General features: G+C 34.8%; 28 protein-coding genes. 20 read left to right on the forward strand and 8 right to left on the reverse strand.

Features of this window, described 5'->3' with window-relative positions:
• Nucleotides 1-42 precede the first annotated feature (42 nt).
• Together JFU54_RS26025 and JFU54_RS26030 are read right to left on the reverse strand one after the other, a co-directional pair.
• Nucleotides 43-1,044 carry an LLM class flavin-dependent oxidoreductase gene (locus JFU54_RS26025; protein ID WP_201066963.1) on the reverse strand — a complete coding sequence of 334 codons (1,002 nt, stop codon included), beginning with the start codon at nucleotides 1,042-1,044 and terminating at the stop codon, nucleotides 43-45.
• A gap of 104 nt (nucleotides 1,045-1,148) precedes the next feature.
• Nucleotides 1,149-1,340, reverse strand: coding sequence for a DUF3896 family protein (locus tag JFU54_RS26030; RefSeq protein WP_002012420.1), 192 nt, complete (start codon nucleotides 1,338-1,340; stop codon nucleotides 1,149-1,151).
• Between the two features lie 187 nt (nucleotides 1,341-1,527).
• Between JFU54_RS26030 and JFU54_RS26035 the strand changes: the two genes are divergently transcribed.
• Nucleotides 1,528-3,000: a flavin monoamine oxidase family protein gene (locus tag JFU54_RS26035; protein ID WP_201066966.1), complete on the forward strand. Its 1,473-nt coding sequence runs from the start codon at nucleotides 1,528-1,530 to the stop codon at nucleotides 2,998-3,000.
• Between the two features lie 75 nt (nucleotides 3,001-3,075).
• Nucleotides 3,076-3,660: a GNAT family N-acetyltransferase gene (locus JFU54_RS26040; protein WP_002126982.1), complete on the forward strand. Its 585-nt coding sequence runs from the start codon at nucleotides 3,076-3,078 to the stop codon at nucleotides 3,658-3,660.
• A 24-nt stretch (nucleotides 3,661-3,684) separates the two neighbouring features.
• Here JFU54_RS26040 and JFU54_RS26045 read toward each other — a convergent pair whose 3' ends face one another.
• Nucleotides 3,685-4,587, reverse strand: a complete 903-nt coding sequence (locus JFU54_RS26045; RefSeq protein ID WP_201066968.1) for an aldo/keto reductase — start codon at nucleotides 4,585-4,587, stop codon at nucleotides 3,685-3,687.
• 166 nt (nucleotides 4,588-4,753) lie between these two features.
• On the opposite strand from JFU54_RS26045, the gene JFU54_RS26050 reads away from it, so the two are divergent.
• A complete protein-coding gene (locus tag JFU54_RS26050; protein WP_201066970.1) occupies nucleotides 4,754-5,704 on the forward strand; it encodes a CobW family GTP-binding protein in 951 nt (316 codons plus the stop codon).
• A 136-nt stretch (nucleotides 5,705-5,840) separates the two neighbouring features.
• On the opposite strand, the gene JFU54_RS26055 is transcribed toward JFU54_RS26050, so the two are convergent.
• Both JFU54_RS26055 and JFU54_RS26060 read right to left on the reverse strand, forming a co-directional pair.
• Nucleotides 5,841-6,311 (reverse strand): GNAT family N-acetyltransferase, encoded by a 471-nt coding sequence (locus JFU54_RS26055; RefSeq protein ID WP_002012425.1) that lies wholly within the window; start codon nucleotides 6,309-6,311, stop codon nucleotides 5,841-5,843.
• Nucleotides 6,312-6,449: 138 nt separating this feature from the next.
• Nucleotides 6,450-7,400 (reverse strand): metal ABC transporter substrate-binding protein, encoded by a 951-nt coding sequence (locus JFU54_RS26060; protein WP_002031461.1) that lies wholly within the window; start codon nucleotides 7,398-7,400, stop codon nucleotides 6,450-6,452.
• A 198-nt stretch (nucleotides 7,401-7,598) separates the two neighbouring features.
• Between JFU54_RS26060 and JFU54_RS26065 the strand changes: the two genes are divergently transcribed.
• Together JFU54_RS26065 and JFU54_RS26070 are read left to right on the forward strand one after the other, a co-directional pair.
• Complete coding sequence (locus JFU54_RS26065) at nucleotides 7,599-7,826, forward strand: hypothetical protein (RefSeq protein WP_151304630.1); 228 nt, start codon at nucleotides 7,599-7,601, stop codon at nucleotides 7,824-7,826.
• A 112-nt stretch (nucleotides 7,827-7,938) separates the two neighbouring features.
• On the forward strand, nucleotides 7,939-8,598 hold the full coding sequence (locus JFU54_RS26070; RefSeq protein ID WP_002141396.1) for an oxidoreductase: 660 nt from the start codon (nucleotides 7,939-7,941) through the stop codon (nucleotides 8,596-8,598).
• A gap of 29 nt (nucleotides 8,599-8,627) precedes the next feature.
• Here JFU54_RS26070 and namA read toward each other — a convergent pair whose 3' ends face one another.
• Nucleotides 8,628-9,665, reverse strand: a complete 1,038-nt coding sequence (gene namA / locus JFU54_RS26075) for an NADPH dehydrogenase NamA (protein WP_002193078.1) — start codon at nucleotides 9,663-9,665, stop codon at nucleotides 8,628-8,630.
• Nucleotides 9,666-9,798: 133 nt separating this feature from the next.
• On the opposite strand from namA, the gene JFU54_RS26080 reads away from it, so the two are divergent.
• From JFU54_RS26080 to JFU54_RS26105, 6 genes are all read left to right on the forward strand, one after another.
• The gene (locus JFU54_RS26080; RefSeq protein ID WP_201066972.1) at nucleotides 9,799-10,257 is read left to right on the forward strand and encodes a methylated-DNA--[protein]-cysteine S-methyltransferase; all 459 of its coding nucleotides are present in this window, start codon (nucleotides 9,799-9,801) and stop codon (nucleotides 10,255-10,257) included.
• Between the two features lie 165 nt (nucleotides 10,258-10,422).
• Complete coding sequence (locus JFU54_RS26085; protein WP_002189363.1) at nucleotides 10,423-11,421, forward strand: DUF2628 domain-containing protein; 999 nt, start codon at nucleotides 10,423-10,425, stop codon at nucleotides 11,419-11,421.
• Nucleotides 11,422-11,492: 71 nt separating this feature from the next.
• Nucleotides 11,493-13,154, forward strand: a complete 1,662-nt coding sequence (locus JFU54_RS26090; protein WP_012260774.1) for a peptide ABC transporter substrate-binding protein — start codon at nucleotides 11,493-11,495, stop codon at nucleotides 13,152-13,154.
• Nucleotides 13,155-13,212: 58 nt separating this feature from the next.
• Nucleotides 13,213-13,629 carry a FosBx1 family fosfomycin resistance bacillithiol transferase gene (gene fosB / locus JFU54_RS26095; protein ID WP_201066979.1) on the forward strand — a complete coding sequence of 139 codons (417 nt, stop codon included), beginning with the start codon at nucleotides 13,213-13,215 and terminating at the stop codon, nucleotides 13,627-13,629.
• 12 nt (nucleotides 13,630-13,641) lie between these two features.
• Complete coding sequence (locus tag JFU54_RS26100) at nucleotides 13,642-14,187, forward strand: short-chain dehydrogenase (protein WP_201066981.1); 546 nt, start codon at nucleotides 13,642-13,644, stop codon at nucleotides 14,185-14,187.
• Between the two features lie 13 nt (nucleotides 14,188-14,200).
• On the forward strand, nucleotides 14,201-14,812 hold the full coding sequence (locus JFU54_RS26105; protein ID WP_201066983.1) for a phosphoserine phosphatase 1: 612 nt from the start codon (nucleotides 14,201-14,203) through the stop codon (nucleotides 14,810-14,812).
• Nucleotides 14,813-14,858: 46 nt separating this feature from the next.
• Here the strand turns inward: JFU54_RS26105 and exsB are convergent, their stop codons facing one another.
• A complete protein-coding gene (gene exsB, locus JFU54_RS26110; protein ID WP_002086058.1) occupies nucleotides 14,859-15,473 on the reverse strand; it encodes an exosporium protein ExsB in 615 nt (204 codons plus the stop codon).
• A gap of 181 nt (nucleotides 15,474-15,654) precedes the next feature.
• On the opposite strand from exsB, the gene cotH reads away from it, so the two are divergent.
• The 8 genes from cotH (at nucleotide 15,655) to JFU54_RS26150 (ending at nucleotide 23,358) form a co-directional block, all read left to right on the forward strand.
• Complete coding sequence (gene cotH, locus JFU54_RS26115) at nucleotides 15,655-16,731, forward strand: spore coat protein CotH (RefSeq protein WP_201066989.1); 1,077 nt, start codon at nucleotides 15,655-15,657, stop codon at nucleotides 16,729-16,731.
• A 105-nt stretch (nucleotides 16,732-16,836) separates the two neighbouring features.
• The gene (locus JFU54_RS26120) at nucleotides 16,837-17,454 is read left to right on the forward strand and encodes an NUDIX hydrolase N-terminal domain-containing protein (RefSeq protein ID WP_201066992.1); all 618 of its coding nucleotides are present in this window, start codon (nucleotides 16,837-16,839) and stop codon (nucleotides 17,452-17,454) included.
• Between the two features lie 104 nt (nucleotides 17,455-17,558).
• Entirely contained in the window at nucleotides 17,559-18,161 is a 603-nt protein-coding gene (uptA, locus tag JFU54_RS26125) for an undecaprenyl phosphate transporter UptA (RefSeq protein WP_137058299.1), read from the forward strand.
• Nucleotides 18,162-18,257: 96 nt separating this feature from the next.
• Nucleotides 18,258-19,637, forward strand: a complete 1,380-nt coding sequence (locus JFU54_RS26130; RefSeq protein ID WP_201066994.1) for a putative polysaccharide biosynthesis protein — start codon at nucleotides 18,258-18,260, stop codon at nucleotides 19,635-19,637.
• A 184-nt stretch (nucleotides 19,638-19,821) separates the two neighbouring features.
• Complete coding sequence (locus JFU54_RS26135) at nucleotides 19,822-20,763, forward strand: magnesium transporter CorA family protein (RefSeq protein WP_000932392.1); 942 nt, start codon at nucleotides 19,822-19,824, stop codon at nucleotides 20,761-20,763.
• A 199-nt stretch (nucleotides 20,764-20,962) separates the two neighbouring features.
• Nucleotides 20,963-21,859 (forward strand): permease, encoded by an 897-nt coding sequence (locus JFU54_RS26140; RefSeq protein ID WP_000418719.1) that lies wholly within the window; start codon nucleotides 20,963-20,965, stop codon nucleotides 21,857-21,859.
• Nucleotides 21,860-21,862: 3 nt separating this feature from the next.
• A complete protein-coding gene (locus tag JFU54_RS26145; protein WP_002012447.1) occupies nucleotides 21,863-22,732 on the forward strand; it encodes a TIGR03943 family putative permease subunit in 870 nt (289 codons plus the stop codon).
• Between the two features lie 119 nt (nucleotides 22,733-22,851).
• Nucleotides 22,852-23,358 (forward strand): acyl-CoA thioesterase, encoded by a 507-nt coding sequence (locus JFU54_RS26150; RefSeq protein ID WP_002012448.1) that lies wholly within the window; start codon nucleotides 22,852-22,854, stop codon nucleotides 23,356-23,358.
• 128 nt (nucleotides 23,359-23,486) lie between these two features.
• On the opposite strand, the gene JFU54_RS26155 is transcribed toward JFU54_RS26150, so the two are convergent.
• Nucleotides 23,487-23,573: a YjcZ family sporulation protein gene (locus JFU54_RS26155; protein ID WP_000505094.1), complete on the reverse strand. Its 87-nt coding sequence runs from the start codon at nucleotides 23,571-23,573 to the stop codon at nucleotides 23,487-23,489.
• Nucleotides 23,574-23,732: 159 nt separating this feature from the next.
• Here JFU54_RS26155 and cls point away from each other — a divergent pair, with 159 nt between their 5' ends.
• Nucleotides 23,733-24,917, forward strand: a complete 1,185-nt coding sequence (cls, locus tag JFU54_RS26160; protein ID WP_078184755.1) for a cardiolipin synthase — start codon at nucleotides 23,733-23,735, stop codon at nucleotides 24,915-24,917.
• Nucleotides 24,918-24,942: the final 25 nt, after the last annotated feature.

The following is a 24,942-nucleotide window of genomic DNA, read 5'->3' on the forward strand; positions in this document are numbered from 1 at the left end:
GAAAAGGAGATGCATCATATGTGATGCATCTCCTTTTCGTTATTATAAATTAAAAGCATCTGCCAATAGGCGATAAGAGTTTAATTTATGTTCAAATTGATGAGTAATCGTGACAATCATAAATTCGTCAGTATTATACGCTTTGCTTAAGTTTAATATTTTTTCTTTCACAGAAGACGGATCACCGACAATCATACGTTGACGATTTTCTTTTATGCGGAATAGATCATAAGCACTATACGAATAATTTTGAGCAGTTTCAATAGAAGGAGTACCAGTAGTCCGTTTTCCTTGTTCTAATAGTAAAATCGATAAATCAAGGCTTGATGCAATCTTCTCCGCTTCTTCATTTGTTTCTCCGCAAATAACAAAAATAGATACGATTGATTTTGGTTTATCACCTAAATAGGAAGGTTGGAATTGTTCTTGGTAAGCCTTCATTACTTCAGGGCCACCGTATCCGTTAATGAACTGTGCAAATGCAAAAGAAGCGCCTTGCTTTGCGGCAATCATTGCACTTTCTCCGCTAGAACCGAGCATCCACATTTCAGGAGATGTTGGGATAACTGGAGTAGCCTTTAAGTTTGCATAATGATGGTTTTCTGGTACTTGATCATGTAAGTACATAGCAATATCTGCAATTTGTTCTGGATATTGATCAAGTGAGACCATTTTACCTTCTTGAAGTGCGCGAGTTGCTATCGGCATACCACCAGGCGCTCTCCCGACACCAAGGTCGATGCGGCCCTTATAAAGTGCTTCTAAAACGCGGAAATTCTCGGCAACTTTATATGGACTATAATGTGGCAGCATAACACCACCAGAACCAACTCTAATACGGTCAGTTTTCGCGGCAATATGTGAAATGAGTATTTCTGGACTTGAACCAGCTAAGCTAACTGAATTATGGTGCTCGGATACCCAAAAACGTGTGAATCCGAGTTTCTCAACTTCTTGTGCAAGCGTAACTGTATGTGAAATAGCTTGGGCTGCTGTGCTACCATCTGAAATAGGTGATTGGTCTAATACACTTAATTTGATCATAGAATATACCTCTCAATCTTAATGTACATCCTATTATATATTTACTTACGAAAAATGCGTAATGAAATGCTCAAAAGGAAAAGTGAATAATTTTTTATCCGCTTTTAATGAGAAAACCCTCGTTCATAATGATTCATTTCGACTAAGTTTAATATATATTCGTAGTTATCAATTTCTAAATGTATTTGCTTGCGTTCTTCTTCAGTTAGTTTAACGCTAGTGAGTTTTTTACATAACTGCTGTTTCTTTAATTCTAAATGTTTTTTTGTAGCCTGATAATCGTAAGTACGTTTCATGTGTATCCACCCTTTCCATACAGTTACTATCTGTATGTTTATCATATGAAGCATGTGGAAGGGGGAGAGCTGCACCTTATGTATTTTTAGTGAATTTTCAAATTGTGGTGGTGTTATGTTTAAGTGAATTTATGAATAAAATGCACTAAACCACTAATTTGTATTTCATGAAGTAAGGGGTGGGATTGTGCAGAAAGATATAATGTTTAACAATGAGATGGATGAAACGTTAAAAGTTATAAATAAGGGATTGAAGAAGACGACACGTCCGAAACAAATCATTGTAGTAGGGGCTGGTATGGCTGGATTAGTTTCGGCATCTTTATTAAAAGCAGCAGGGCATGAAGTGAAGGTTTTTGAAGCGAACAACCGTGTAGGTGGCCGCATAGAGACAGTTAGGATGGAAGATACCGGATTATATTTAGATGTTGGAGCGATGAGAATTCCGTATTCGCATACATTAACGATGGCATATATAAGAAAGTTTGGGCTACAGGTGAGCCCTTTTATTAATAGGAATGAGACAGATATTATCTACGTAAATGGTCGGAAAACGACATTAAAACAATACGAAAAAGATCCAAGTATTTTAAGATATCCTGTGGAAATGAATGAAGTTGGGAAAACGTCTGAGGAACTATTAATGTTAGCGGTACAGCCCATTATAAATTTTATAAAAAAGAACCCAGAGAAAAATTGGGATATTGTAGTAAAGGATTTTGGGAAATATTCTACAGGTCAATTTTTAAAATATCATCCTTATCAATATAATACGTATTTTTCGCCAGTAACGATTGAGATGATAGGTGTTCTATTAGATTTAGAAGGTTTTTTAGAAAGGTCATTCGTTGAGACGTTACGTTTTTTATATATTATGCAAGAGGAGAGCGGATTTTGCGAAATAATAGGTGGGAATGATAGATTACCAAAGTCTTTTTTACCACAATTAGAAGAAAATATTATATATAATCAAAAATTAATGAAGCTTCATCAACAAGCCAATAGTGTAACAGCCTATTACCGGAACGAGGAAACTTTTGAATATAGTAGTATTACAGGGGATTTAGTTATTGTTACAATTCCTTTTTCAACAATGCGATTTGTAGAAGTAGATCCATTTGATTCGATATCTCATGCGAAGTGGAAAACAATTCGCGAATTGCATTATATGCCAGCTACAAAAATAGGAATTCAATTTAAAAGTCGTTTTTGGGAGGAACAAGGGCAATTAGGTGGGAGAATTATAACAGATCTTCCTATACGTTATGCGTATTATCCAAGCCATGGAATCGGAGAGAAAGGGCCTGCTATGATGTTAGGAAGCTATACATGGTCTTATGATGCGTTGTTATGGGATGGGTTATCAAAGGGGGATCGTATCTATTACACACTACAAAATTTAGCAACAATATTAAGTGGTCAAGTATATGATGAGTTCATGTCTGGAATATCAAAGAGTTGGACATTAGATCCATATGCGCTTGGAGGGTTTGCACTATTTCAAGCTGGCCAAGAATCAGAATTACAGCCAGTCATTGTAAAACCTGAGGGGAGAATATATTTTGCTGGTGATCATACAACGCTGTATCACGGATGGATTCAAGGTGCGATTGAATCTGGAGTTCGTGTAGCGATGGAAGTGAATGATCAAAAAGTTTAAAATTCAGAAATTTCTTTACTGTATAACTTGAGATGGATATTATTATATATAAAAGAATTATAGGGAGTGTTTACAGTGAATCCGTTATTATTCGATTTTCCTTCTGAATTTTATACTGACAGGCTTTTTATTCGAATGCCAAAACCAGGTGATGGTAAAGTTGTATATGACGCAATTCAAGCTTCAATACAAGAATTAAAACCTTGGATGGTCTTTGCACAAAAAGAGCAAACAGAGGAAGAAATAGAAGAGAGTATTAGAAAATCACATATTCAATTTTTGCAGCGTGAGGATTTGAGATTACTAGTTTTTTCGAACGAAACAGGTGAATTTATTGCATCTGCCGGATTACATCGTATTAATTGGGATATACCTCAATTTGAAATCGGGTATTGGATTGATTCAAGGTTTAGTGGAAAGGGCTATATGGTAGAGGCTGCAAAGGGTATAACAGATTATGCTTTCACTGAATTGAAAGCAAACCGCGTAGAAATTCGTTGTGATTCTCTAAATAAGAAGAGTAGAGCGATACCAGAGAAATTAGGCTTTAAATTAGAGGGTACTTTAGAAAGCGCGAGTGTTGCGGTAGATGGAAATGGATTAAGGGATATGTGTGTATTTGCAATGACGAGAAATACATATGAAAAAGAAGAGCTGTAAAGAAACAGCTCTTCTTTTTGTTTATTATGGTACAGGATGTCCATTAGAGCTTTCGAAAATTGTAAACCATTGTTGGCGGTCTAAGTTAACTTTTGTAGCAAGAGCGGCTGTTTTCACACGATCTAATTTACCAGAGCCAACAATTGGCATCATGTTAGCTGGATGAGCAAGTAACCATGCATACATAACAGTATCGATGCTAGTAACACCTAGTTCAGTAGCAACTTTTTGTAAAGTTTCACGTACACGTATGGCACGTTCTGATTGGCCAGTAAAGATTTCACCACCAGCAAGAGGTGACCAAATCATTGGATTGATTCGTTTTTCTTGGCATAAATCAATCGTACCTTTTTCAAAATGCTCCATTTGCATCGCAGATACTTCAATTTGATTTGTAATGAGCGGGAAATCTAAATATGAGCTTAACATATTAAATTGTGAAGGTAAAAAGTTAGATACACCGAAGTGGCGAACTTTGCCTTCTTGCTTTAAGCGTGAGAACGCTTCTGCCACTTCAGTTGGATCCATAAATGGATCTGGACGATGGATGAGCAATACATCAATATAATCTGTATGTAAGTTTTGTAATGAATCCTCCGCGCTCTTTATGATATGTTCAGCACTCGTATTGTAGTGAGCAACATATCGCTCTGGAAATTTAGGTGATGGGGGAGCGATTCCACATTTAGTGATGATTTGCATATTTTCGCGTAAGGAAGGCTTTAATTGTAACGCTTCTCCAAACAATCCTTCACACGTATACCCACCATAAATATCAGCGTGATCGAAAGTAGTAATCCCCAAATCCATACAGTCTTCAATAAAAGAAAGTAACTCTTGCTTTGGCATATTCCATTCTGCTAAACGCCAAAAACCTTGAATAATACGAGAAAATTCTAGCGTTTCGGCCATTTGAACTCGTTCCACTATAAGTACCCCCTATATGAATGAATAATATTTTTGAAAAGGCTTTCTTACTACGTATTATTATATAGTTACAGGGTCGTACATACAATAAATATGTTTTGCTACAAAAACGTTTTTCTCTATATGCTATAATGTAGAAACATAGAGCTATAAGGAGATGTAAGGGATGATTCCAGTAACAATATTAACTGGTTTTCTTGGGTCAGGGAAAACGACATTATTAAATCGAATTTTATCAGAGGATCACGGCAAGAAATTAGCAGTGATTGTAAATGAAATAGGGCAAATTGGTATCGATAATCAATTAATTATGAACGTTGAAGAAGAAATTATGGAAATGACAAACGGTTGTTTATGCTGTACTGTGCGTGAAGATTTACTTGTTGCTTTAAAACAATTACTGGATGTGAAAGCAGAAGGGAAAATGGACTTTGATGGATTAGTAATTGAAACAACAGGTCTTGCAAATCCAGGTCCGATTATTCAAACTTTCTTTTTAGATCCAGTTATTCAATCTGCATACCAAATTAACGGTGTTGTAACAGTTGTAGATAGCTATCATATACATAAACATTTTGAAAAGGGACTAGAAGCAAAAGAACAAATTGCCTTTGCTGATGTTGTGTTAGTTAATAAATTAGATTTAATTGAAGAAAATGAGAAAGAAAGTCTCGTGCATGAACTGCAAGGAATTAATCCAACTGCAAAATTAATCGAGACGACTAACTGTGAGGTAGATATTCCATCGTTATTACAAATTCAAACGTTTAAAACGAAAGATACGCTGCAAATTTACCCTCATACAGAACATAACCATCTAGAAGGTGTAAAATCGTTTGTACTACGTGAAGAACGTCCGTTAGATTTACAAAAATTGAATGAGTGGATGTCAGCTGTCGTTCAGGAACTAGGGGAGCATTTATATCGCTACAAAGGAATTTTATCTATTGATGGGGTAGATAAACGTATTGTTTTCCAAGGTGTGCATACGTTATTTGCTGCTTCGTACGATAGAGAGTGGCAAGAGGGCGAAGAGCGAGTAAGCGAAGTAGTTTTCATCGGAAGAGATATTAATAAAGAATGGTTCCGAGAACATTTTGAAGAATGTGTGAAATAAGTCTGCGTAAATCGCAGGCTTATTTTTTATGAGCATTTTAATGAGATAATACTAGATTACAAAAATGAAGTAATAAGGGAAAGAAACTAAAAATAGAAAACATAACATTGATAAATGCATAATAAAAGGCCTGTTTTCACAGGCTTGTATTTTCATCTATAAGTAATTCCATTACAACGCCTACAACTGGACCTTCGTCATCAATATCCCCATTTAAACGGAAGCCAAATGACTCATATAGTCCCATTGCGTGTTTGTTGTCAGGATGTAAACTTAAATAAATTATTTTACATTCGAATTTTTGTTGCAAGAATTGAATTAGTAAGCGAAGGAAACGTTTTGCGTATCCTTTTCCTTGAAATTGTTGGTCAATCATAAAACGATCTAACCATACGCTTTCATGTTTTTGGGAATACCAACCGTACATTGCGTATCCAACGAGTGTTTCTTTGTCATATAAGCCTACTGACGTTCCGTTTTCTTCATATAATGATTCCGCTAAAGAAAACGCATTGCTTTCAATAAACTGCTGCTGGTCTTTTGCTACGTCTAAAGCAGCAACTGAACGCCAATTATTTGCTGTTACTTCACAAATGTGAAGATTCATAGTTCCAACTCACCTTCTAAATTAGTATAGCTTACAAGCTAATATGGATAATTCTACTTGTTATTTCGATCAAGTCAAGGATAAATACATAAAAAGGCAGCTGAATGACATATTCAGCTGCCTAGAAAATATAGTTGATTAGTTTGTTGCTTCTTTTAAAGTATTTACGTTTTCTTCCATTAATGTGAAGTAATCTTTATTGTTCTTTGCATCATCCTCAGAAATAGTAGCAAGGTGATTTAAGCGTAAAATTTTTGTACCTGTTTCTTTTTGAATAACTGATGCTACTTTTGGAGTAGAGAATGTTTCAAATAAAATATATTGTAGACCGTGCTCTTTTACTGTTTTTGTAATGTCAGCAAGCTGTTTTTGAGATGGTTCATCAGATGCTGAAATTCCAGCGATTGGAATTTGTTTCAAACCGTATCGTTGTTCCCAGTAGCCGTAAGCTGCGTGTGAAACTAATATTTCTTTCGTTTTTGCATTTGCAACAACTGCTTTAAATTGATCATCTAAATCAGTGAATTTTGTTTGTAGTGCTGCAAAGTTTTTTTCGAACTCTTTTTTATGTTCAGGCTGTAATTCTACAAGTGCATTTTTAATTTTTTCTGCTTGTTTCATCGCAAGAGTAGGATCTATCCAAACGTGTGGGTCTTTATCGTGATGATGTTCATCTTCTTTATGACCGTCTCCATGATCGTGCTGCTCTTCTTCAGATGAAGCACGAAGTTCGATATCTTTAGATGCATTTACAATTTTTACGTTTTCTTTTTTTAATGATTTTTCCATTTTTTCGGCAAATGGTTCTAATTCTGCGCCGTTATAAACAAATAAATCGGCTTTCGCCACTTGTACAGTCTGCTTTTGACTTGGTTCAAATGTATGAGAATCCGCACCAGGTGGGTAAATTGTTTCTACATTTACATAATCACCACCGATTTTTTTTGCAAAGTCAGCGAGTGGGAAAATGGTTGTATAAACAGAAAGTTTCCCATCTTTTTTCGCTGCACTATCTTTGTTGTTAGAACATCCAGCAAAGATGAGTGTGAAAATAAGTATAAATGAAAATAGAGCTAATTTTTTAGGCATATAATTCTCCTCTTTTCTTTTTTTACAATTATATTTTCTCCAAATATAAGAAGAAAATATCGTTTTAATACAAAACGGAATAATTACGTTTTAGTTTGCGAACCTAGTATAATACATCTTTATGAAAGTTGCAATAAATAATAATCATTACGATTTGATTTTGTAATAAATCTGTCAAAAAGAAAGGTATTAATTTTTATGATTGGTGCATATGTGACAATGTTACTTTCATATATTGGGAGGGAGCAGAAAAAAGGGGATGAGCGCTTGGGTTACTTCATGGAAGCTATCTTATTAATACTTGCGGTTGTTTTGCCATTATCTTTTGTTTTAATTTTTTTAAGAAGACTAATAAGTAATTTAGGGGATGCTACAACAATTACAAAATTGCCAGCGGAAGAAAAAGAAGAGAAAAAGAGTAAGTAAAGCACTATGCATACGCATAGTGCTTTACTTATGGTAAAATGGGAGAACGGAAACTCCTGTTAGCGACGATTAGCTATAGGAGAGAATAGTAAATAAAGAGGTATACACATATATGAATAAGCGAACAGCGTTAGTACTTGGCGCAAGTGGGTTAGTTGGACAAGAAATAACGCGACTATTACTTGACTCAGATTACTACGATTCGGTTACTATTTTTGTAAGGGAACCATTACAATTACAGCATGAGAAATTGCAACAGAAACAGGTGGATTTTTCAGTATTAGAGGAATACAAAGAATTTTTTGCAGTAGATGATGTTTTTAGTTGCTTAGGAACAACGATAAAAAAAGCGAAGTCGAAGTCGAATTTTAAAAAAGTAGATTATGAATATACATTACGAGCTGCCTGCTTAGCTGAAAAACAAGGCGTGCAAAATTTTCTTGTTATTTCATCAATGGGAGCAAAACCTAAATCATTTTTCTTTTACTCGCAAGTGAAGGGGAAAATGGAAGAGGAGCTGAAAAAGCTAGTTATTGGTGGCATACATATTTTCAGGCCGTCATTATTAGTTGGAAATCGAAAAGAATATCGTTTTGGGGAAAGAATGGCTGAGAAATTATCTCGTATTCTTCCGTTTATATTTAAAGGGGCTTTTAAAAAGTATAAACCAATTTCAGCTAAAGATGTGGCGAAAGGAATGTATATAACAGCGCTACGTGAAGAATCTGGTATTCATATTTATAGTTCAAACGATATTATAGAAATAAAATAAATAAAACCGAGAAGAATAATTTCTCGGTTTTATTTATTAGTTTTAATTTTCCCGGGTGCTCGTCGGTACTGATATGGTTCTTTTAATTCAAAGCCAAGTTCATTGGCAGCTATTCTTGGGAAGTATGGATTACGAAGTAACTCGCGTCCGATAAAAATTAAATCTGCTTCGTTATTATTTAAAATTTGCTCTGCTTGTGATCCGGTTGTAATTAATCCTACCGCACCAGTCGCGATGTTAACATGCTCCTTAATATGTTTAGCATATTGTACTTGGTAACCAGGATACACATCAATATGTGCGGGTACAACAGCGCCAGAACTACAATCGATTAAATCTACCCCTTGTTCTTTCATCCATCCTGTATACTGCACATAATCTTGAACCGTTAACCCGTCAGGATGATAATCATTTGCTGAAATACGAACAAATAACGGTCCGTTCCAAACTTCATTTACAGCATCGATGATTTCGCGTAAGAAACGATAGCGATTTTCAGGTGAGCCCCCGTATTCATCAATCCGCTTATTGGAAAGCGGAGAAAGAAATTCATTAATAAGATAACCGTGAGCACCATGTAATTCAATAACGTCAACCCCCGCTCGTTTAGAGCGTAAAGCTGCTTTTTGAAAAGCAGAGACAGTTTCTTTAATTTGCTGTTTATTCATTTCTACTGGTATTTTCATTCTATCGTTAAACGGAATTGCTGAGGGAGCGAAAGCATCTGTTTCTAATTCAGCCTTTCTTCCGGCGTGAGCGAGTTGAATGGCTGCTTTTGCACCGTTATTATGTATAAATGTTGTCGTTTTATGTAAGCCTTCAATTAGATTATCATCCCAAATGCCTAAGTCTTTGTTAGAAATTCGTCCTTCAGGTAACACAGCTGTTGCTTCAATCATAACTAAACCTACTTGGCCAGCAGCCCTGGTTCCATAATGGACGAGATGAAAATTAGTTACTTGGCCATCCTCATTTTCTGATGAATACATGCACATAGGTGACATAATGATACGGTTTTTTAGCGTAACGTCCTTAATTGTATAAGGTGAAAAGAGTTGAAACTCCATCAAATATCCCCCTTGATTGAATTTTCTTACATTGTATCATCCTCTTTTTTGTTTCCCTAATAAAACGCTTATACGAAAAATTTCGTCTATTCGTGTTACAATAAATAATATGTAATGAATTGGAGGATGACATATGTACCAGGCTTATTATGATAGTGAATTAGGTTTGTTAGAAATTACAGCGGACGAAGAAGGAATTACGTCTGTTATATTTGTTGAAGAAAGAAAAGAAGAACATAAAAATGAACTTGTTGAACAATGTATAAATGAATTAGATGAATACTTTGAAGGAAAAAGAAAAGAGTTTACAGTTCCATTGTCTGCTGAAGGAACACCATTCCAAAAGAATGTATGGGATGCACTTTACACTGTTCCGTATGGCGTAAGTGCTTCATATTTAGATATTGCGGAGAAGGTTGGGAATACGAAAGCTGTACGAGCGATAGGAGGGGCAAATAGCCGGAATCCAATTTCAATTATCGTTCCATGCCATCGTGTAATAGGAAAGAGTGGAAAACTTGTTGGGTATGCGGGTGGTTTATGGAGGAAAGAGTGGTTATTGAAACATGAAGGTATTTTAAATAAATCGTAAAAAACAACCTTTGGAACGAGGGAGTTAGCTCGGCTGTCCTAAGACAAATTCGTTAGCTATCAAAAGTAACGATGAACCGAGAAGCCCCCACTTCGGGGTAAGCTCGTAAGAGATACTAAGTGGTGGGTAGTTCACAATGAAGTATGGATGGAAAGAGGGATTGTTTTGAAATGTATAAATTGTGGGCGACCTTGTATTAATGATCAGCTGAATTGTGCAAATTGTCAACGAAACTTGCATAATGAACAAGGTGAAGAAAGCTCGCTAATAGACAAAGAATTAGAAGTATATGTAGGGAGACAATATCCATATTACAAAAGAAAATGGGAGCTTGAGAATAAGCGAATTGCTAGGTGGAGCTGGAATGGTCTGGCTGCTATTTTTAATGTAGGTTGGCTTGGATATCGTAAGTATTACGTACCTGCTGCTTTATTTATACTGTTATTAGTAGCATGTGATGCATTTTCTTATTATATGGGGTTCAACGTAGCATTGCCAATTATTAATATGGTACCTCTCACGTTTTTATTACTCGTTTTCATTCTATTTGGGATGGGGATTTTTGCAAATGGATTATTTTATCAATTTGCAGAAAGGCGTATATATCGAATAAAAGCACGGGGAATTAAAGATGAATCGGTTGAAAATTATCTCATCCGTGATAGTGGTGGAACGAGTAAAATGGGAGCAACAATCGTTACTATTTTAGCAGTTGCAAGTATTTTTTTCAGTCATTTCTTTTTCCCGACTGATCGGGATATTATTCAAAAAGTTCGTACAAGCTCGCTTTATGAATATCCAGTCTTTTCAATTGGTGAATCGTTCGAAAATTATTTTCAAAATTCAGGATGGATATACTATCGGGGAACGGAAGGATTAGAATTAGTAGAATTTCAGGGGGAGAGTCCTGAGATGCCAAGGAAAAAGGTGAGAATTCAATTTATTGTTGATTATAAATTGGGAGAAGTGGAACCATATTCACTTACGATTAACGGTGAATCTAAAAATGAAGAAGAGTTTTTGAAGATAATGGAGGAAATATTTAAAGTTCAAAATCCATTTGATATAGAGGATGGCTTACAAGTAAATGCTATTCAACAAAGCGGAGGGAAAGCAATTTCTGACCGCTTTTTTTCTTTTTATGAAAATAAATATTTAAAATAATCAGAATTTTTTGTATAATAAAATATATTATACAAGTTTTAACTTATACATATAGATTGGGGGAAGGAAGAATGAAGAGAAAGGTAACAACGATTGCTGCAGTTGCATTATCGGCTAGTGTATTGGTTGCAGGTTGCGGAAATGGGGAGAAGGCATCTACAACGAAGAAAGAAGCAGGTAAGGGAGTAGCGGATAAGCAAGTATTAAACTTACTAGAAACAGCTGAAATTCCTTCAATGGATACATCTAAATCAACAGATTCTGTATCTTTCCGTGTATTTGTAAATGCAATGGAAGGATTATATCGTCTAGATAAAGATAATAAACCAACTCCAGGTATGGCCAAAGACGTGAAGATTAGTGAAGATAAAAAGACATATACATTTGAATTACGTGATGCAAAATGGTCAAATGGTGATCCAGTTCGAGCACAAGATTTTGTATATGCATGGCAACGTACATTAGATAAAGCAATAGCAGCAGAATATGCATTTATTTTATTTGATGTGAAAAATGCACAGAAAGTAAATAAAGGAGAAGTACCGTCGGATCAATTAGGTGTTAAAGCGAAGGATGATAAAACGTTGGTAGTAGAATTAGAGCAACCAGCACCTTATTTCCTTGAGCTTACTTCGTTCCCTACATTCTTCCCATTAAATGAAAAGTATGTAAAAGGACAAGGGGATAAATACGGATTAGAAGCAGATAAATTATTGTACAATGGACCATTTACAATGAGTGAATGGAAACATGAACAAAGTTACCAGTTAAAGAAAAACCCAAATTATTGGGATAAAGATGCTGTAAAATTACAAGAAATTAATGTGGGTATAGTAAAAGAGACAAGTACTGGGGTAAATTTATATGATAGTGATCAAGCAGATCGTGTCATTTTAAGTTCTGAGTTTGTAGACAAATATAAAAAGAATAAACCAGATGAATTTAAAACGAAGCTAGACCCACGTATGTATTTCCTACGTTTTAATCAAAAAAATGCAACGTTTAAAAATCAAAAGGTTCGTGAGGCGATTGATTTAGCGTACGATAAAAAAGGAATTGCGGATGTAATTTTGAATGATGGATCATTGCCGGCGTATTTCTTAGTACCTGAAAAGTTTACGACAGGACCAGATGGAAAAGACTTCCGTACTGTAAATAAAAATTTCCGTGACAGTAAAGATAATGCTGCGAAAGCAAAAAAACTGTGGGAAGAAGCGAAGAAAGAACTTGGTCAAGATACAATTACAGTAGAATTACTAAATGATGATAACGGTAGTCGTAAAAAAGTGGGCGACTTTATTAAAGAAGAATTAGAGAAAAACTTACCTGGTATTAAAGTGAATCTGAAGCAACAACCATATAAGCAGAAGTTAGATTTAGAAAAGAAATTTGAATATGAATTCTCATTATCTGCTTGGAGTCCAGATTATCCAGATCCAATGACTTATATTGATATGTTTGTAACTGGAAGCTCATTTAATGAAATGGATTATTCTAATCCGAAGTATGATGATTTAGTAGCAAAATCAAAAGGAGAGTTATTAAAAGATGATGCAGCACGCTGGAAAGCACTTGCGGAAGCTGAAAAAATCTTAATTGGTCAAGACGCTGCAATCTCACCTACGTATCAGCAAAGTACGGCTTATTTAGAGAAGACATATGTAAAAGGTATCGCTAACCATACGTTTGGTGGAGACTTCAGTTATAAATGGGCATATATTACAAAGAAATAGTATAATAAAAGATGAGTGAATTTTCGCTCATCTTTTATTTGTATAGGAGGAATTAGAGTTGTTAAAGGGAATCAATCATCTTTGTTTTTCAGTGTCCAATTTAGAAAACTCTATTACATTTTACGAGAAAGTATTGGAAGGAGAATTATTAGTCAAGGGGAGAAAACTTGCATATTTTAATATATGTGGAGTATGGATAGCGCTTAATGAAGAAACACATATTCCGAGAAAGGAGATTCATCAATCTTATACGCACCTCGCATTTTCTGTTGAACAAAAAGATTTTGAACACCTGTTACATCGGTTAGAAGAAAATAATGTTCATATTTTACAAGTAAGAGAACGTAATGTGAGAGATTGTGGGTCTATATATTTTGTTGATCCTGACGGTCACAAGTTCGAGTTTCATTCAGGGACACTGCAAGACCGTCTAAATTATTATAGGGAAGAAAAACCTCATATGACATTTTACTAAGGGGGCAAGAAGTTGCATGCACTTGTAATTGGTGGAACAGGAATGTTAAAGAAAGTTTCTATGTGGCTTTGTGATCAAGGATTTCGTGTGTCTGTTATTGGACGAGATGAAGTGAAATTAGAAAATGTTAAGCAAGCTAGTTCCGCACCAGAAAATATTACATGTCTTCCTTTAGATTATCAAAATGACGATGATTTAAAGCGATCTATTACAAATACAATTGAACAGAATGGTCCAATTACATTAGTAGTTGCATGGGTACATTCGAGTGCTAAGCATGCATTACGACTCATTTGTAATGAGGTTGAATTGTCATCGGAAAAGTATAGTTTATTTCATATATTAGGTAGTAGTGCATCGCGTACGAAGTCACAAAAAATAGGTGGGACATTATGTAGTTATTATAGAATTATATTAGGGTTTATTTTAGAAGATACATATGCAAGATGGCTTACTCATGAAGAGATTGCTGACGGAGTTATAAAAGGAATTGAAAGTAAATGCACAGAATGGATTGTAGGGAGAGTAGAGCCGTGGGAATCGCGGCCGAAATGGTAAGGGGGCATGTGAAATGAAGACAACGGTATATGTAACAAGGCACGGTGAGACAGAATGGAATGTAGCAGGGCGGATGCAAGGACGGAAAAATTCAGCATTAACAGAGAATGGTATGATACAAGCGAAACAATTAGGGGAGCGTATGAAGGATTTACCACTCCATGCCATATATAGTAGTCCAAGCGAAAGAACGCTTCATACTGCTGAATTGATTAAAGGGGAACGCGATCTTCCAATTATAGAAGATGAATGTTTCTATGAAATAAACATGGGGATATGGGAAGGGCAAACAATTGCTGACTTGGAAATGCAATATCCAGAAGAAGTACATTTATTTTGGAATGAACCACATCTTTTTCAGTCAACATCAGGGGAAAACTTTGCGGCCGTTCATAAAAGAGTAATTGAAGGGATACACTTTCTTTTAGAAAAGCATAAAGGAGAAAATATTTTAATAGTTACTCATGCTGCAGCAGCGAAATTACTCGTAGGGCATTTTGCAGGTTTTGAAATTGAACATGTATGGGAAGAGCCATTTATGCATAGCGCGAGTCTTAGTGTGATTGAATTTGATGAAGATCTTGGTAAAGTAAAACAATTTGCAGATATAAGCCATTTTCAGTAAACGTAAAAAAGGCCGCAATGCGGCCTTTTTTGGTGGGTATAAAAAACTAGCAATTACGTTTTTTATACCAGAAATGATCGAATTTCTTATTTTTGCAAGATGGGAACTTATGTCCGTCTCTGCAATCATTCCATTTGTGCCCGTCATCGTGACAGTCTTTACCATGATCACAATCATCATCGCAAGAGCTACCGTGTCCGTGAGGGAAGAATTCGCATTTTTTACAGAAACTTCGTTTTGTCCAGAAAAATTTCTTTTCAAAGCGTATGCATTTTGTAACGAAAGTACAATGCTTTCTGCGAGTACGTTTTGTAACTAAAACGCATTCTTTTCTACGCGTCACTTTTGTAACGAACGTCCATTTTTGAACGCGCACACGAGTGCATTTCGTAACAAACGTCCATTTTTTAACATGAGTACATTTTGTAACGAAAGTACAATGTTTTACGCGAGTACATCTTGTTCTTGGACATTTACGCCCTGTTGTACATTTACGCCCTGTTGTACATTTACGCCCTGTTGTACATTTACACCCTGTTGTACATTTATGATGAGAGAATTTATCATCATCGCACTCAAAAGTACTTGGATCTTGGTGTAAGAAATCCTCCATACCAGCACTTTTGATTTCTTCAACAGCTTTTCTAATATCACGTTTCATAGAAATCCTCCTTATCGAGTGTTAAATTGAAAAGGTATTCTTTTTCCTTAACATGATATGAGATTCGACTTCTTTCTGAACAGGACAAGAGTGTAATTTTATATAAATAGATGATAGCGGATGTATGGACAAGACAAGGCGCATACATTGAATGAAGAGAACTGAGAAGGGATGAGAAAATATGCTGCCTTCATATGATTTTTTTGTTCATCCAATGTACTTAGTGGAATTGAAAAAGGACATTTGGTCAGATAGTCCAGTGCCAGCAAAATTAACTTATGGAAAAAAGAAGTATGACATTGATATCGTATACCGAGGGGCTCATATTCGCGAATTTGAGAAAAAATCTTATCATGTTATGTTTTATAAACCGAAAAAATTTCAAGGCGCGAAAGAGTTTCATTTGAATTCTGAGTTTATGGATCCGTCTCTCATACGAAATAAATTATCTTTAGATTTTTTTCATGATATTGGTGTACTTTCGCCAAAATCACAACATGTATTTATAAAAATTAATGGTCAAATTCAAGGTGTGTATTTACAGTTAGAATCAGTTGATGAAAACTTTTTGAAAAATAGAGGGCTACCGAGTGGTTCTATTTATTATGCGATAGATGATGATGCGAATTTTTCGTTAATGAGTGAGCGAGATAAAGATGTTAAGACAGAGCTCTTTGCGGGTTATGAATTTAAATATTCGAATAAAAATAGTGAAGAACAACTGAGTGAATTTGTATTTCAAGCGAATACTTTGTCGAGGGAAGATTATGAAAAAGAAATCGGGAAGTTTCTACATGTAGATAAATATTTACGATGGTTAGCTGGAGTTATTTTTACGCAAAACTTTGATGGCTTCGTTCATAACTATGCACTATATCATAACGATGAGACAAATTTATTTGAAGTGATACCGTGGGATTATGATGCGACTTGGGGGCGAGATGTACAAGGGAGACCACTTAATCATGAATATATTCGTATTCAAGGTTATAATACGTTAAGTGCAAGATTGTTAGATATACCTGTATTTAGAAAACAATACCGAAGTATTTTAGAAGAAATATTAGAAGAACAATTTACCGTTTCGTTTATGATGTCGAAAGTAGAAGGTTTGTGTGAATCGATTCGTCCATATTTACTACAAGATCCATATATGAAAGGAAAATTAGAAACATTTGATCAAGAAGCTGATATGATTGATGAATATATAAATAAAAGAAGGAAGTATATACAAGACCACTTACATGAATTGGATTAATTTTGAAAGAGATTGGAACATTATCAATCTCTTTTTTTGTATAATAAAGATGTATCGATTGAATTGACGTAATATTTACTTAATAAAGAATGGAGATGTGGAAACATGACGGTCAAGTGGATTGATTGGGTAAAACAAATACAATCTATAGCTCAAGCGGGTTTAACGTATTCTAAGGATGTATATGATATAGAACGTTTCCAACAATTACGGGACATTTCAGTTTCAATGATATCACATTACACAAAGACAGATTGGGAAGTAGTAGAGAATTTATTTGCAAGTGAGACAGGCTATCAAACACCTAAAGTTGATATACGGGCAGTTATTTTTCAAAATGAAAAACTATTATTTGTGAAAGAAAAAAGTGATAGGAAATGGGCATTGCCAGGTGGATGGGCTGATGTTGGTTATACACCAACAGAAGTAGCAGCAAAAGAAGTTTTAGAGGAGACGGGCTATGAAGTAGATGATTTTAAGCTACTCGCTATATTTGATAAAGAAAAACATCAACCATCGCCTTCAGCAACACATGTATATAAAATTTTTATTGGCTGTAAGATTATTGGTGGCGAAAAGAAAACTAGTATTGAAACAGAAGATGTGGAGTTTTTTGATGAGAATGAATTGCCTAATTTATCGATTTCTAGAAATACAGAAGAGCAAATTAAAGAAATGTTTGCCTACATGAAAGAACCTCAAAAAGAAATATTAATAGATTAATAATGCTTATGCCGATGATATTGTTGAAATGAAGATATTGGCAGAATGCAACCTTTATGTAATAATGGGATGGTATGTGAAGAAAAAAGGAGATAGAAAAGAAAATGTTAGCAAACATAATAGATCAGTTATTGCAATTCTTTGCAAGTCTAGGTTACTTTGGAGTAGCACTAGCTTTAATGATTGAAATTATCCCGAGTGAAATTGTACTTTCGTATGCTGGCTTTTTAGTCGCAGATGGTAAAATTAGCTTTGTCGGTGCAGTTATTGCTGGAACAATCGGTGGTACTTTAGCGCAAATCTTTTTATATTGGCTTGGATATTACGGAGGGCGTCCGGTTGTAGAGAAATATGGGAAATATCTACTTATTAATAAACACCATTTAGACATAGCGGAAGGTTGGTTTAAGCGTTACGGAGCAGGAGTAATCTTTTCTGCACGCTTTATCCCAGTAGTACGTCATGCAATCTCTATTCCGGCAGGACTAGCTAAAATGCCATTAAAACTTTTCACACTGTATACAGTTGTAGCGATTATTCCATGGTCCATACTATTTATATACTTAGGTGAAAAGCTTGGTGGAAATTGGCGACATATTAAAGAGTATGCATCTGATTACACACATTACATAATTATAGGGGCTGTTCTCTTTGTTGCTCTATACTTCGGTTTAAAGTATTTAAAAAAGAAAAAAGCAGCGCGTTAAAGTCAATGATTTTTCATTGGCTTTTTTTATTGTTTCAGTTCTAAAAAAAAGGAGTTGTCCATAATGTGTAATAATAAAGCGTAGCGGGGGAATGTGATGAAAGGATCACCGTTTTTACGTGGAACGATATTTTTAACGATGGCAACGATGATATCTAAAATGTTAGGGTTTATATATGTTATACCATTTACAGCAATGGTGGGTACGAGTGGGTACGTATTATATACGTATGCATACCGTCCTTATACAATTATGCTTAGTATTGCAACGATGGGATTGCCACTTGCCGTTTCAAAAATGGTTTCAAAATATGATCAACTCAATGATTATCACACTGTTAAGAGAGTGCTAAAGAGTGGTATCGTTTTTATGGTCATTATGGGCGTTATTTCTTGTTTAGCATTATATATGTTAGCACCACATTTAGCTAAACTTGTGATTGATGGAAATGATCAGTCGGGTAATAGTGTGGTAGCTGTCACACACAATATTCAAATTGTAAGTTTTGCGTTAATACTCGTTCCTGTAATGAGCTTGTTACGTGGTTTCTTTCAAGGTTTTCAATCTATGGGACCTTCTGCGCTCAGTGTAGTTGTAGAGCAATTTTTTCGGGTCTTAACTATTTTGATAGGGAGCTTTGTCGTTTTATATGTTATAAAAGCTTCTGTTTCGTTGGCAGTTGGTATTTCAACGTTTGGAGCATTTATGGGAGCACTAGGTGGATTAAGTGTTTTAAGTGCGTATTATATAAGAAGGAGAAAACATTTAAAGAAAAAAGAGATTGCCAGTATACCACAAACGACGAAAACTTTTTTTTCGTTGTATAGAGAACTGTTTACATATTCTATTCCTTTCGTTGTAGTTGGATTAGCGATTCCGTTATATCAGACGATTGATACATTTACAATTAATAAGCTACTTATACAAGTAGGATATATGCAAGGAGAAGCAGAAAAGATTAATGCGATTATTGGCCTTGTTCAGATGGTTGTACTTATCCCGGTTTCTGTTGCAACAGCTTTTAGTATGTCCCTTGTACCTGAGATGACGAAAGCTTATACAGCGGGAAATGAGAAGCTACTGTATAAACACTTTACAAGGACAAATTTATTAGTGGTAGGAATTACCGTACCGGCGGCGATTGGAATGATGATTTTAGCAAAACCAGTGTATACTCTTTTATTTGGTGCTGGAAATGATCCGGAGATGGGCAGTATTATTTTGCAGTATTATGCTCCTGCCTGTATACTATTTTCGCTTTTTACAGTAACAGCTGCGATGTTACAAGGAGTTAATCAACAACAGAAAACAGTGCTAGGATTAGTAATTGGTATTATTGTGAAGATAGTTTTAAATATCGTATTGCTTCCGTATTTCGATTATGTAAGTTTTATTATTTCAACATACGCTGGTTATACGATTTCAGTTGGCTTTAACTTGTGGATGCTTTCTAAATATGTTATAAAGGCAACATAAGCTTTTTAAGGCAGAGAGCACTCTGTCTTTTTCTTTGTTTAGAATATTTTTCTTATAAAAACGTTTTCAAAATAATTTTTCTATTGAAATTTAAACGTATGTTTCATATGCTGAGAATGGCGGTTCAAAAACTGTTATGTAAGAGAGGTAGATTCCTACATGTAAAAAGAATCGGGGTGATAGTATGTTAAATATTTATTTAACAGACCGAAACGGAAAACTACAAGAGGTTGAGGAAATGCAAAAGGGTTGCTGGATTAATGTACTTCATCCAACGGAAGAAGAAATTCAATATCTAGTACAAACGTTAAATGTAGACTTAGATTTCATTAAAGACCCTTTAGATGATGAAGAACGCTCTCGTATTGAAAAGGAAGACAATAATACTTTAATTATCGTGGATATTCCAACAGTTAGACATGATGAAGAAGGAAATTCGATTTATGACACGATTCCAATAGGTATGATTGTAATGCCAGATTGCTTTGTGACAATTTGTTTAGAAGAAAATCCAATTTTTGAACGCTTTATTAATCAACGTATTAAAGAATTTTATACGTTTAAAAAGACGCGCTTTGCACTTCAGCTCTTATATACGATTTCTACTTATTATTTAAGATACTTAAAGCAAATTAACAGAAAAACAATCGATTTAGAGCACCAATTAAATAAGTCGATGAAAAATAAAGAAATTTTTACATTGCTCGGCCTTGAAAAAAGTTTAGTTTATTTTACAACATCATTAAAGGCAAATAAAATTGTAATTCAAAAATTAATGCGAAACAGTACATTTTTGAAAATGTATGAAGACGATCAAGATTTACTAGAAGATGTATTAATTGAAAATAAGCAGGCTATTGAAATGGCGGAAATATATAGTCACATTTTAAGTGGAATGATGAATACATTTAGTTCGGTTATTTCTAACAATTTAAATAGTGTTATGAAACTGTTGACTTCTATTACAATCATTTTATCATTACCAACGATGGTTTCTAGTTTCTTTGGAATGAATGTAAAGGTTCCGTTTGAAGGGGAAGCACATGGTTTTGTAATTGTACTTATAATATGTGTAACATTATCTTTCACTTTAGCATTTGTTTTTTGGAAGAAACGTTACTTTTAATGATAGGAAAGCTGCGCTAGCATAGTTATAAAACTGTGCTAGCGCAGCTTTTTTTGCTATGAAATCTCAATTTTGGAACAGAATATAACTTGTGAAATGTAATGTGTATGAAGGTTATGAATTCCATATAACTCTTGTTCAAATAATGAAATGGGGTTAAAATTACATATTGTTAATGAAAAGTTGGAGGAAATACATCATGGAATTGTTTCAATTACCGAAAGCATTCCTGCAAATGAATACAATCTTTATCTCAATATTAATCGAAGCACTTCCTTTTGTGCTAATTGGTGTATTTATTTCAGGATTCATTCAAATGTTTGTGACAGAAGATATGGTGGCAAAATGGATGCCTAAAAACCGATTTCTGTCTGTTTTATTAGCTACTTTTTTAGGTATGATGTTTCCTGGATGTGAATGTGGAATTGTTCCGATTGTAAGACGATTAATCGGAAAAGGGGTTCCACCCTATGCAGGAATTGCATTTATGTTAACTGGACCGATTATTAATCCAGTTGTATTATTTGCAACATATGTTGCTTTTGGAAGTAGTATGCACATGGTATGGTATCGTTCTATTGTAGCGATTATCGTAGCAATTATCGTTGGAATTATATTATCATTTATGTTTAAAGAACATCAATTAAGAGATGATCACTTCCCAGAAGTGAACCATAAGCGTCCGTTACGTACAAAAATGTGGGATGTATGTACACATGCTGTTGAGGAATTTTTCTCAATGGGGAAATATTTAGTGTTAGGAGCGTTAATTGCTGCTGCAGTTCAAACGTTTGTACAAACTTCAACATTGCTTGCTATTGGACAAGGTCCGTTTTCTTCATCAGCTGTAATGATGGGACTTGCTTTCATTTTATCACTTTGTTCAGAGGCGGATGCATTTATTGCTTCTTCGTTCCAAAGTACATTTTCAACAGCGTCACTTGTCGCGTTTCTCGTATATGGACCGATGGTGGATATTAAAAATATGTTTATGATGCTTGCGACATTTAAAACAAAATTTGTAATTGTTGTGACGGTTACAGTTACCCTTGTTGTTTATGCAAGCTCACTACTCATTTATGCGATGGGGTGGTAGGTTATGTTTCGAGCATATATATTATTAGGCTTTACAATTTTAATTGGACAGCTTCATATTTCCGGTAACATTACGAAGTATATAAATATGAAGTACGCCTATTTATCAAAAACTGCTGCTATTATTTTAGGTTTCTTAACGATTGTACAAATTATTATCGTTTTCCAAAAAGAGCACCAAAAGGAAAAAGAGAAACATGATTGTAGTTGTGATCATAGTCATTGTGGGCATGATCATTCGAAAGATGAGAATACATGGTGGAAAAAAGTGTTTTCTTACACGTTATTCTGTTTTCCAATCATTACAGGATTGTTTTTCCCAATTGCAACATTAGATTCCGATATTGTTAAGGCGAAGGGATTCCATTTTCCAGTAGCGCAAGCAGAAAGTAAAGATCCATTTATGACAAGGCAATTTCTAAGACCTGACACGAGCATTTATTACGGGAAAGAAGGATACCGTGGTGTAATGGAAAAAGGGAAGAAAGAGTTTGTAACGAAAGACAATATCACTTTAAAAGATGAAGATTTCTTAAAGGGTATGGAGACAATTTATAATTATCCTGGTGAATTTACTGGTAAAACCCTGTCTTATAAAGGATTTGTTTTCCGAGATGATTCTTCTAAAAAGGAACAATATTTCTTATTCCGTTTCGGCATTATACATTGTGTTGCCGATTCGGGTGTATATGGTATGTTAGTTAAAAAACCAGAAGGTGTAGAGTGGAAAAATGATGATTGGATTCAGATAGAGGGAGAAATTTCAACTGAATTTTATCAGCCGTTTCATGCGAATATTCCAGTGTTAGAAGTAACGAAATGGAATAAAGTTGAACAGCCGAAAGAACAATATGTATTTAGAGGAGCCGATTGATAAAATCGGTTCTTTTTTATGGACTAAAAGTTCTAAAAATTGTTAATATTAAACGTGTAGTTCATGAGGTGTAGTGTATATTGGGATATTAGGGATAAATAATTAAAGGGGTGATAACAATGACTGAAGTAAAGGGTAAAACAGCTAATGAATCAAGGGTGTTTAAAACGAGTCGAGTATTTCCAACGGATTTAAATGATCATAACACGCTATTTGGTGGAAAGATATTGGCGGAGATGGATATGGTTGCTTCAATTTCAGCAACGAGACACTCGAGAATGGAATGTGTCACAGCGTCTATGGATTGGGTAGATTTCTTACATCCAGTACGTTCTTCAGATTGTGTTAGTTATGAATCTTTCGTAATTTGGACGGGAAGAACTTCTATGGAGATATTTGTGAAAGTAGTAGCAGAAGATTTAATTTCAGGTAAAAAACGTGTAGCAGCAACTTCATTCGTTACTTTTGTTGCGCTTAGTAAGGAGAATAATCCAGTTCCTGTACCGCGTGTTATCCCTGAGACAGAAGAGGAGAAAGAATTGCATCGAATTGCTGTGTTACGTGCAGAACAGCGCCATATTCGTAAGGCAGAGAGTAAGAAGGTAGCTACACTGCTAACTTTTTGATGTAAAATACTTTCCTAGTGGTACTATTTTGTAATAGGTTAGGAGATTTTTGAAATGAAAAGCGGACACCTAAAAATAGGTGTCCGCTTTTATAGTTTTTCATCCCCATATCGTACTACAATAACTGCTTAGCAGAAGCAAGCAGCACCGACGATAATTAAGAGGATAAATAATACGACTAGTAGCGCAAATCCATTACCATGTGCGAAGCCCATTGTTATTTCCTCCTTTTATTTTAAGATACAACATACAATATGCAGATGAGCTCCTGTTTGATATGGACGTATATCATGCAATGACATATTTTTTGTATGATAATGTTTTAAAAAAGGAAAGATATAGGAATAACAGTAGTTAGAGAAAGGAACGTATCCATGAAGCGCTTTTTAATTGTAATAATTTGTTTTATAGGTGTATTCATATGGATGAACGTTGATGTGGAAATGGGGAAGAAAATGGCTAGTGGATATGAATTAGAAAAAATCCGATCAGGGGATTTTCAAGTATATACGAACGGTGATGAGTTATATAAAAGTTTATTTGAGGATATAAATCGTGCAGAAAAGAATGTGTATATTCATTTTTATATTGTAGGAAAAGATGAAGTAAGCCAAAAGTTCTTACAGTTATTAGAGAAAAAAGCATCTAGCGGAGTAGATGTGAAATTGTCAGTAGACCGCATTGGCGGATATAAGCTTAAGAAAAAGATAATTAATCAATTAAAAGAAAAAGGCGTGAAGTTTACATTTAGTAAAAAACCTAAATTTAAAAACTTATTTTATTCTTTGCATCAACGTAATCATAGACGCATTGTTACTATAGATGGGAAAGTTTCTTACATTGGTGGCTTCAATATCGGAAAGGAATATCTTGGACAGGATCCTAAATTTGGTCCGTGGCGTGATTATCATGTACGCATCGAAGGGAATGGAGCTACTGATATGGAACGGAAGTTTGCGGAAGACTGGCAAGAAGATACGGGAGAAAAGTTTCCTATACACCAAGAGTTACCTGTACAAGGAAATGTAAAATATCAATACGTATTTTCGAATGGAAAAGGTTTATGGAAGGAGTATGGAGCGTTTTTAAAGAAGGCAAAACATTCTTTAATTATCGCTACACCATATTTTGTACCGAGTAAAGAAATGGTGAAGGGGCTGAAAGATGCATTAAATCGTGGTGTCCATGTAAAAATCCTCGTCCCATTTAAAAGTGATGCAGTATTGCTAAAACAGGCTGCCTATCCCTATTTGAAAGACATGTTAGATGCTGGAGCGGAGATTTATCAATATCGAAATGGATTTTTTCATGGGAAAGTAACAATCATCGATGAGGAAATGGTTGATATTGGTACAGCAAATTTTGATAATAGAAGTTTTTACTTAAATAACGAATCTAACTGTTTCATATATGATAAGACAGTCGTTGCTGACGTATGGAATCGATTAAAAGAAGACTTTCATAAATCAAAACGATTTTCTGAAGAAGATTTTGAGAAAATTAGTAGATGGGATTGGTTTCTAGCAAGAATATCAAATGTTATCGCATCATATTTATAGTATAGAGATGAAATAGGAAGGGAGG

This window comes from Bacillus sp. TH19, from assembly GCF_016651075.1.
In the GTDB taxonomy this organism is placed as follows: Bacteria; Bacillota; Bacilli; order Bacillales; family Bacillaceae_G; genus Bacillus_A; species Bacillus_A mycoides.

What these genes read in the sequence shown, in the direction of transcription:
- JFU54_RS26130 (WP_201066994.1), top strand. Translation starts at nt 18,258, where the DNA reads ATGAAAGGATCACCGTTTTTACGTGGAACGATATTTTTAACGATGGCA.
- JFU54_RS26150 (WP_002012448.1), top strand. Translation starts at nt 22,852, where the DNA reads ATGACTGAAGTAAAGGGTAAAACAGCTAATGAATCAAGGGTGTTTAAA.
- JFU54_RS26050 (WP_201066970.1), top strand. Translation starts at nt 4,754, where the DNA reads ATGATTCCAGTAACAATATTAACTGGTTTTCTTGGGTCAGGGAAAACG.
- JFU54_RS26140 (WP_000418719.1), top strand. Translation starts at nt 20,963, where the DNA reads ATGGAATTGTTTCAATTACCGAAAGCATTCCTGCAAATGAATACAATC.
- cls (WP_078184755.1), top strand. Translation starts at nt 23,733, where the DNA reads ATGAAGCGCTTTTTAATTGTAATAATTTGTTTTATAGGTGTATTCATA.
- JFU54_RS26055 (WP_002012425.1), bottom strand. Translation starts at nt 6,311, where the DNA reads ATGAATCTTCACATTTGTGAAGTAACAGCAAATAATTGGCGTTCAGTT.
- JFU54_RS26120 (WP_201066992.1), top strand. Translation starts at nt 16,837, where the DNA reads ATGACGGTCAAGTGGATTGATTGGGTAAAACAAATACAATCTATAGCT.
- JFU54_RS26030 (WP_002012420.1), bottom strand. Translation starts at nt 1,340, where the DNA reads ATGAAACGTACTTACGATTATCAGGCTACAAAAAAACATTTAGAATTA.
- JFU54_RS26070 (WP_002141396.1), top strand. Translation starts at nt 7,939, where the DNA reads ATGAATAAGCGAACAGCGTTAGTACTTGGCGCAAGTGGGTTAGTTGGA.
- JFU54_RS26060 (WP_002031461.1), bottom strand. Translation starts at nt 7,400, where the DNA reads ATGCCTAAAAAATTAGCTCTATTTTCATTTATACTTATTTTCACACTC.
- JFU54_RS26155 (WP_000505094.1), bottom strand. Translation starts at nt 23,573, where the DNA reads ATGGGCTTCGCACATGGTAATGGATTTGCGCTACTAGTCGTATTATTT.
- JFU54_RS26080 (WP_201066972.1), top strand. Translation starts at nt 9,799, where the DNA reads ATGTACCAGGCTTATTATGATAGTGAATTAGGTTTGTTAGAAATTACA.
- JFU54_RS26135 (WP_000932392.1), top strand. Translation starts at nt 19,822, where the DNA reads ATGTTAAATATTTATTTAACAGACCGAAACGGAAAACTACAAGAGGTT.
- uptA (WP_137058299.1), top strand. Translation starts at nt 17,559, where the DNA reads ATGTTAGCAAACATAATAGATCAGTTATTGCAATTCTTTGCAAGTCTA.
- exsB (WP_002086058.1), bottom strand. Translation starts at nt 15,473, where the DNA reads ATGAAACGTGATATTAGAAAAGCTGTTGAAGAAATCAAAAGTGCTGGT.
- JFU54_RS26090 (WP_012260774.1), top strand. Translation starts at nt 11,493, where the DNA reads ATGAAGAGAAAGGTAACAACGATTGCTGCAGTTGCATTATCGGCTAGT.
- JFU54_RS26145 (WP_002012447.1), top strand. Translation starts at nt 21,863, where the DNA reads ATGTTTCGAGCATATATATTATTAGGCTTTACAATTTTAATTGGACAG.
- JFU54_RS26065 (WP_151304630.1), top strand. Translation starts at nt 7,599, where the DNA reads ATGATTGGTGCATATGTGACAATGTTACTTTCATATATTGGGAGGGAG.
- JFU54_RS26025 (WP_201066963.1), bottom strand. Translation starts at nt 1,044, where the DNA reads ATGATCAAATTAAGTGTATTAGACCAATCACCTATTTCAGATGGTAGC.
- JFU54_RS26105 (WP_201066983.1), top strand. Translation starts at nt 14,201, where the DNA reads ATGAAGACAACGGTATATGTAACAAGGCACGGTGAGACAGAATGGAAT.
- cotH (WP_201066989.1), top strand. Translation starts at nt 15,655, where the DNA reads ATGCTGCCTTCATATGATTTTTTTGTTCATCCAATGTACTTAGTGGAA.
- namA (WP_002193078.1), bottom strand. Translation starts at nt 9,665, where the DNA reads ATGGAGTTTCAACTCTTTTCACCTTATACAATTAAGGACGTTACGCTA.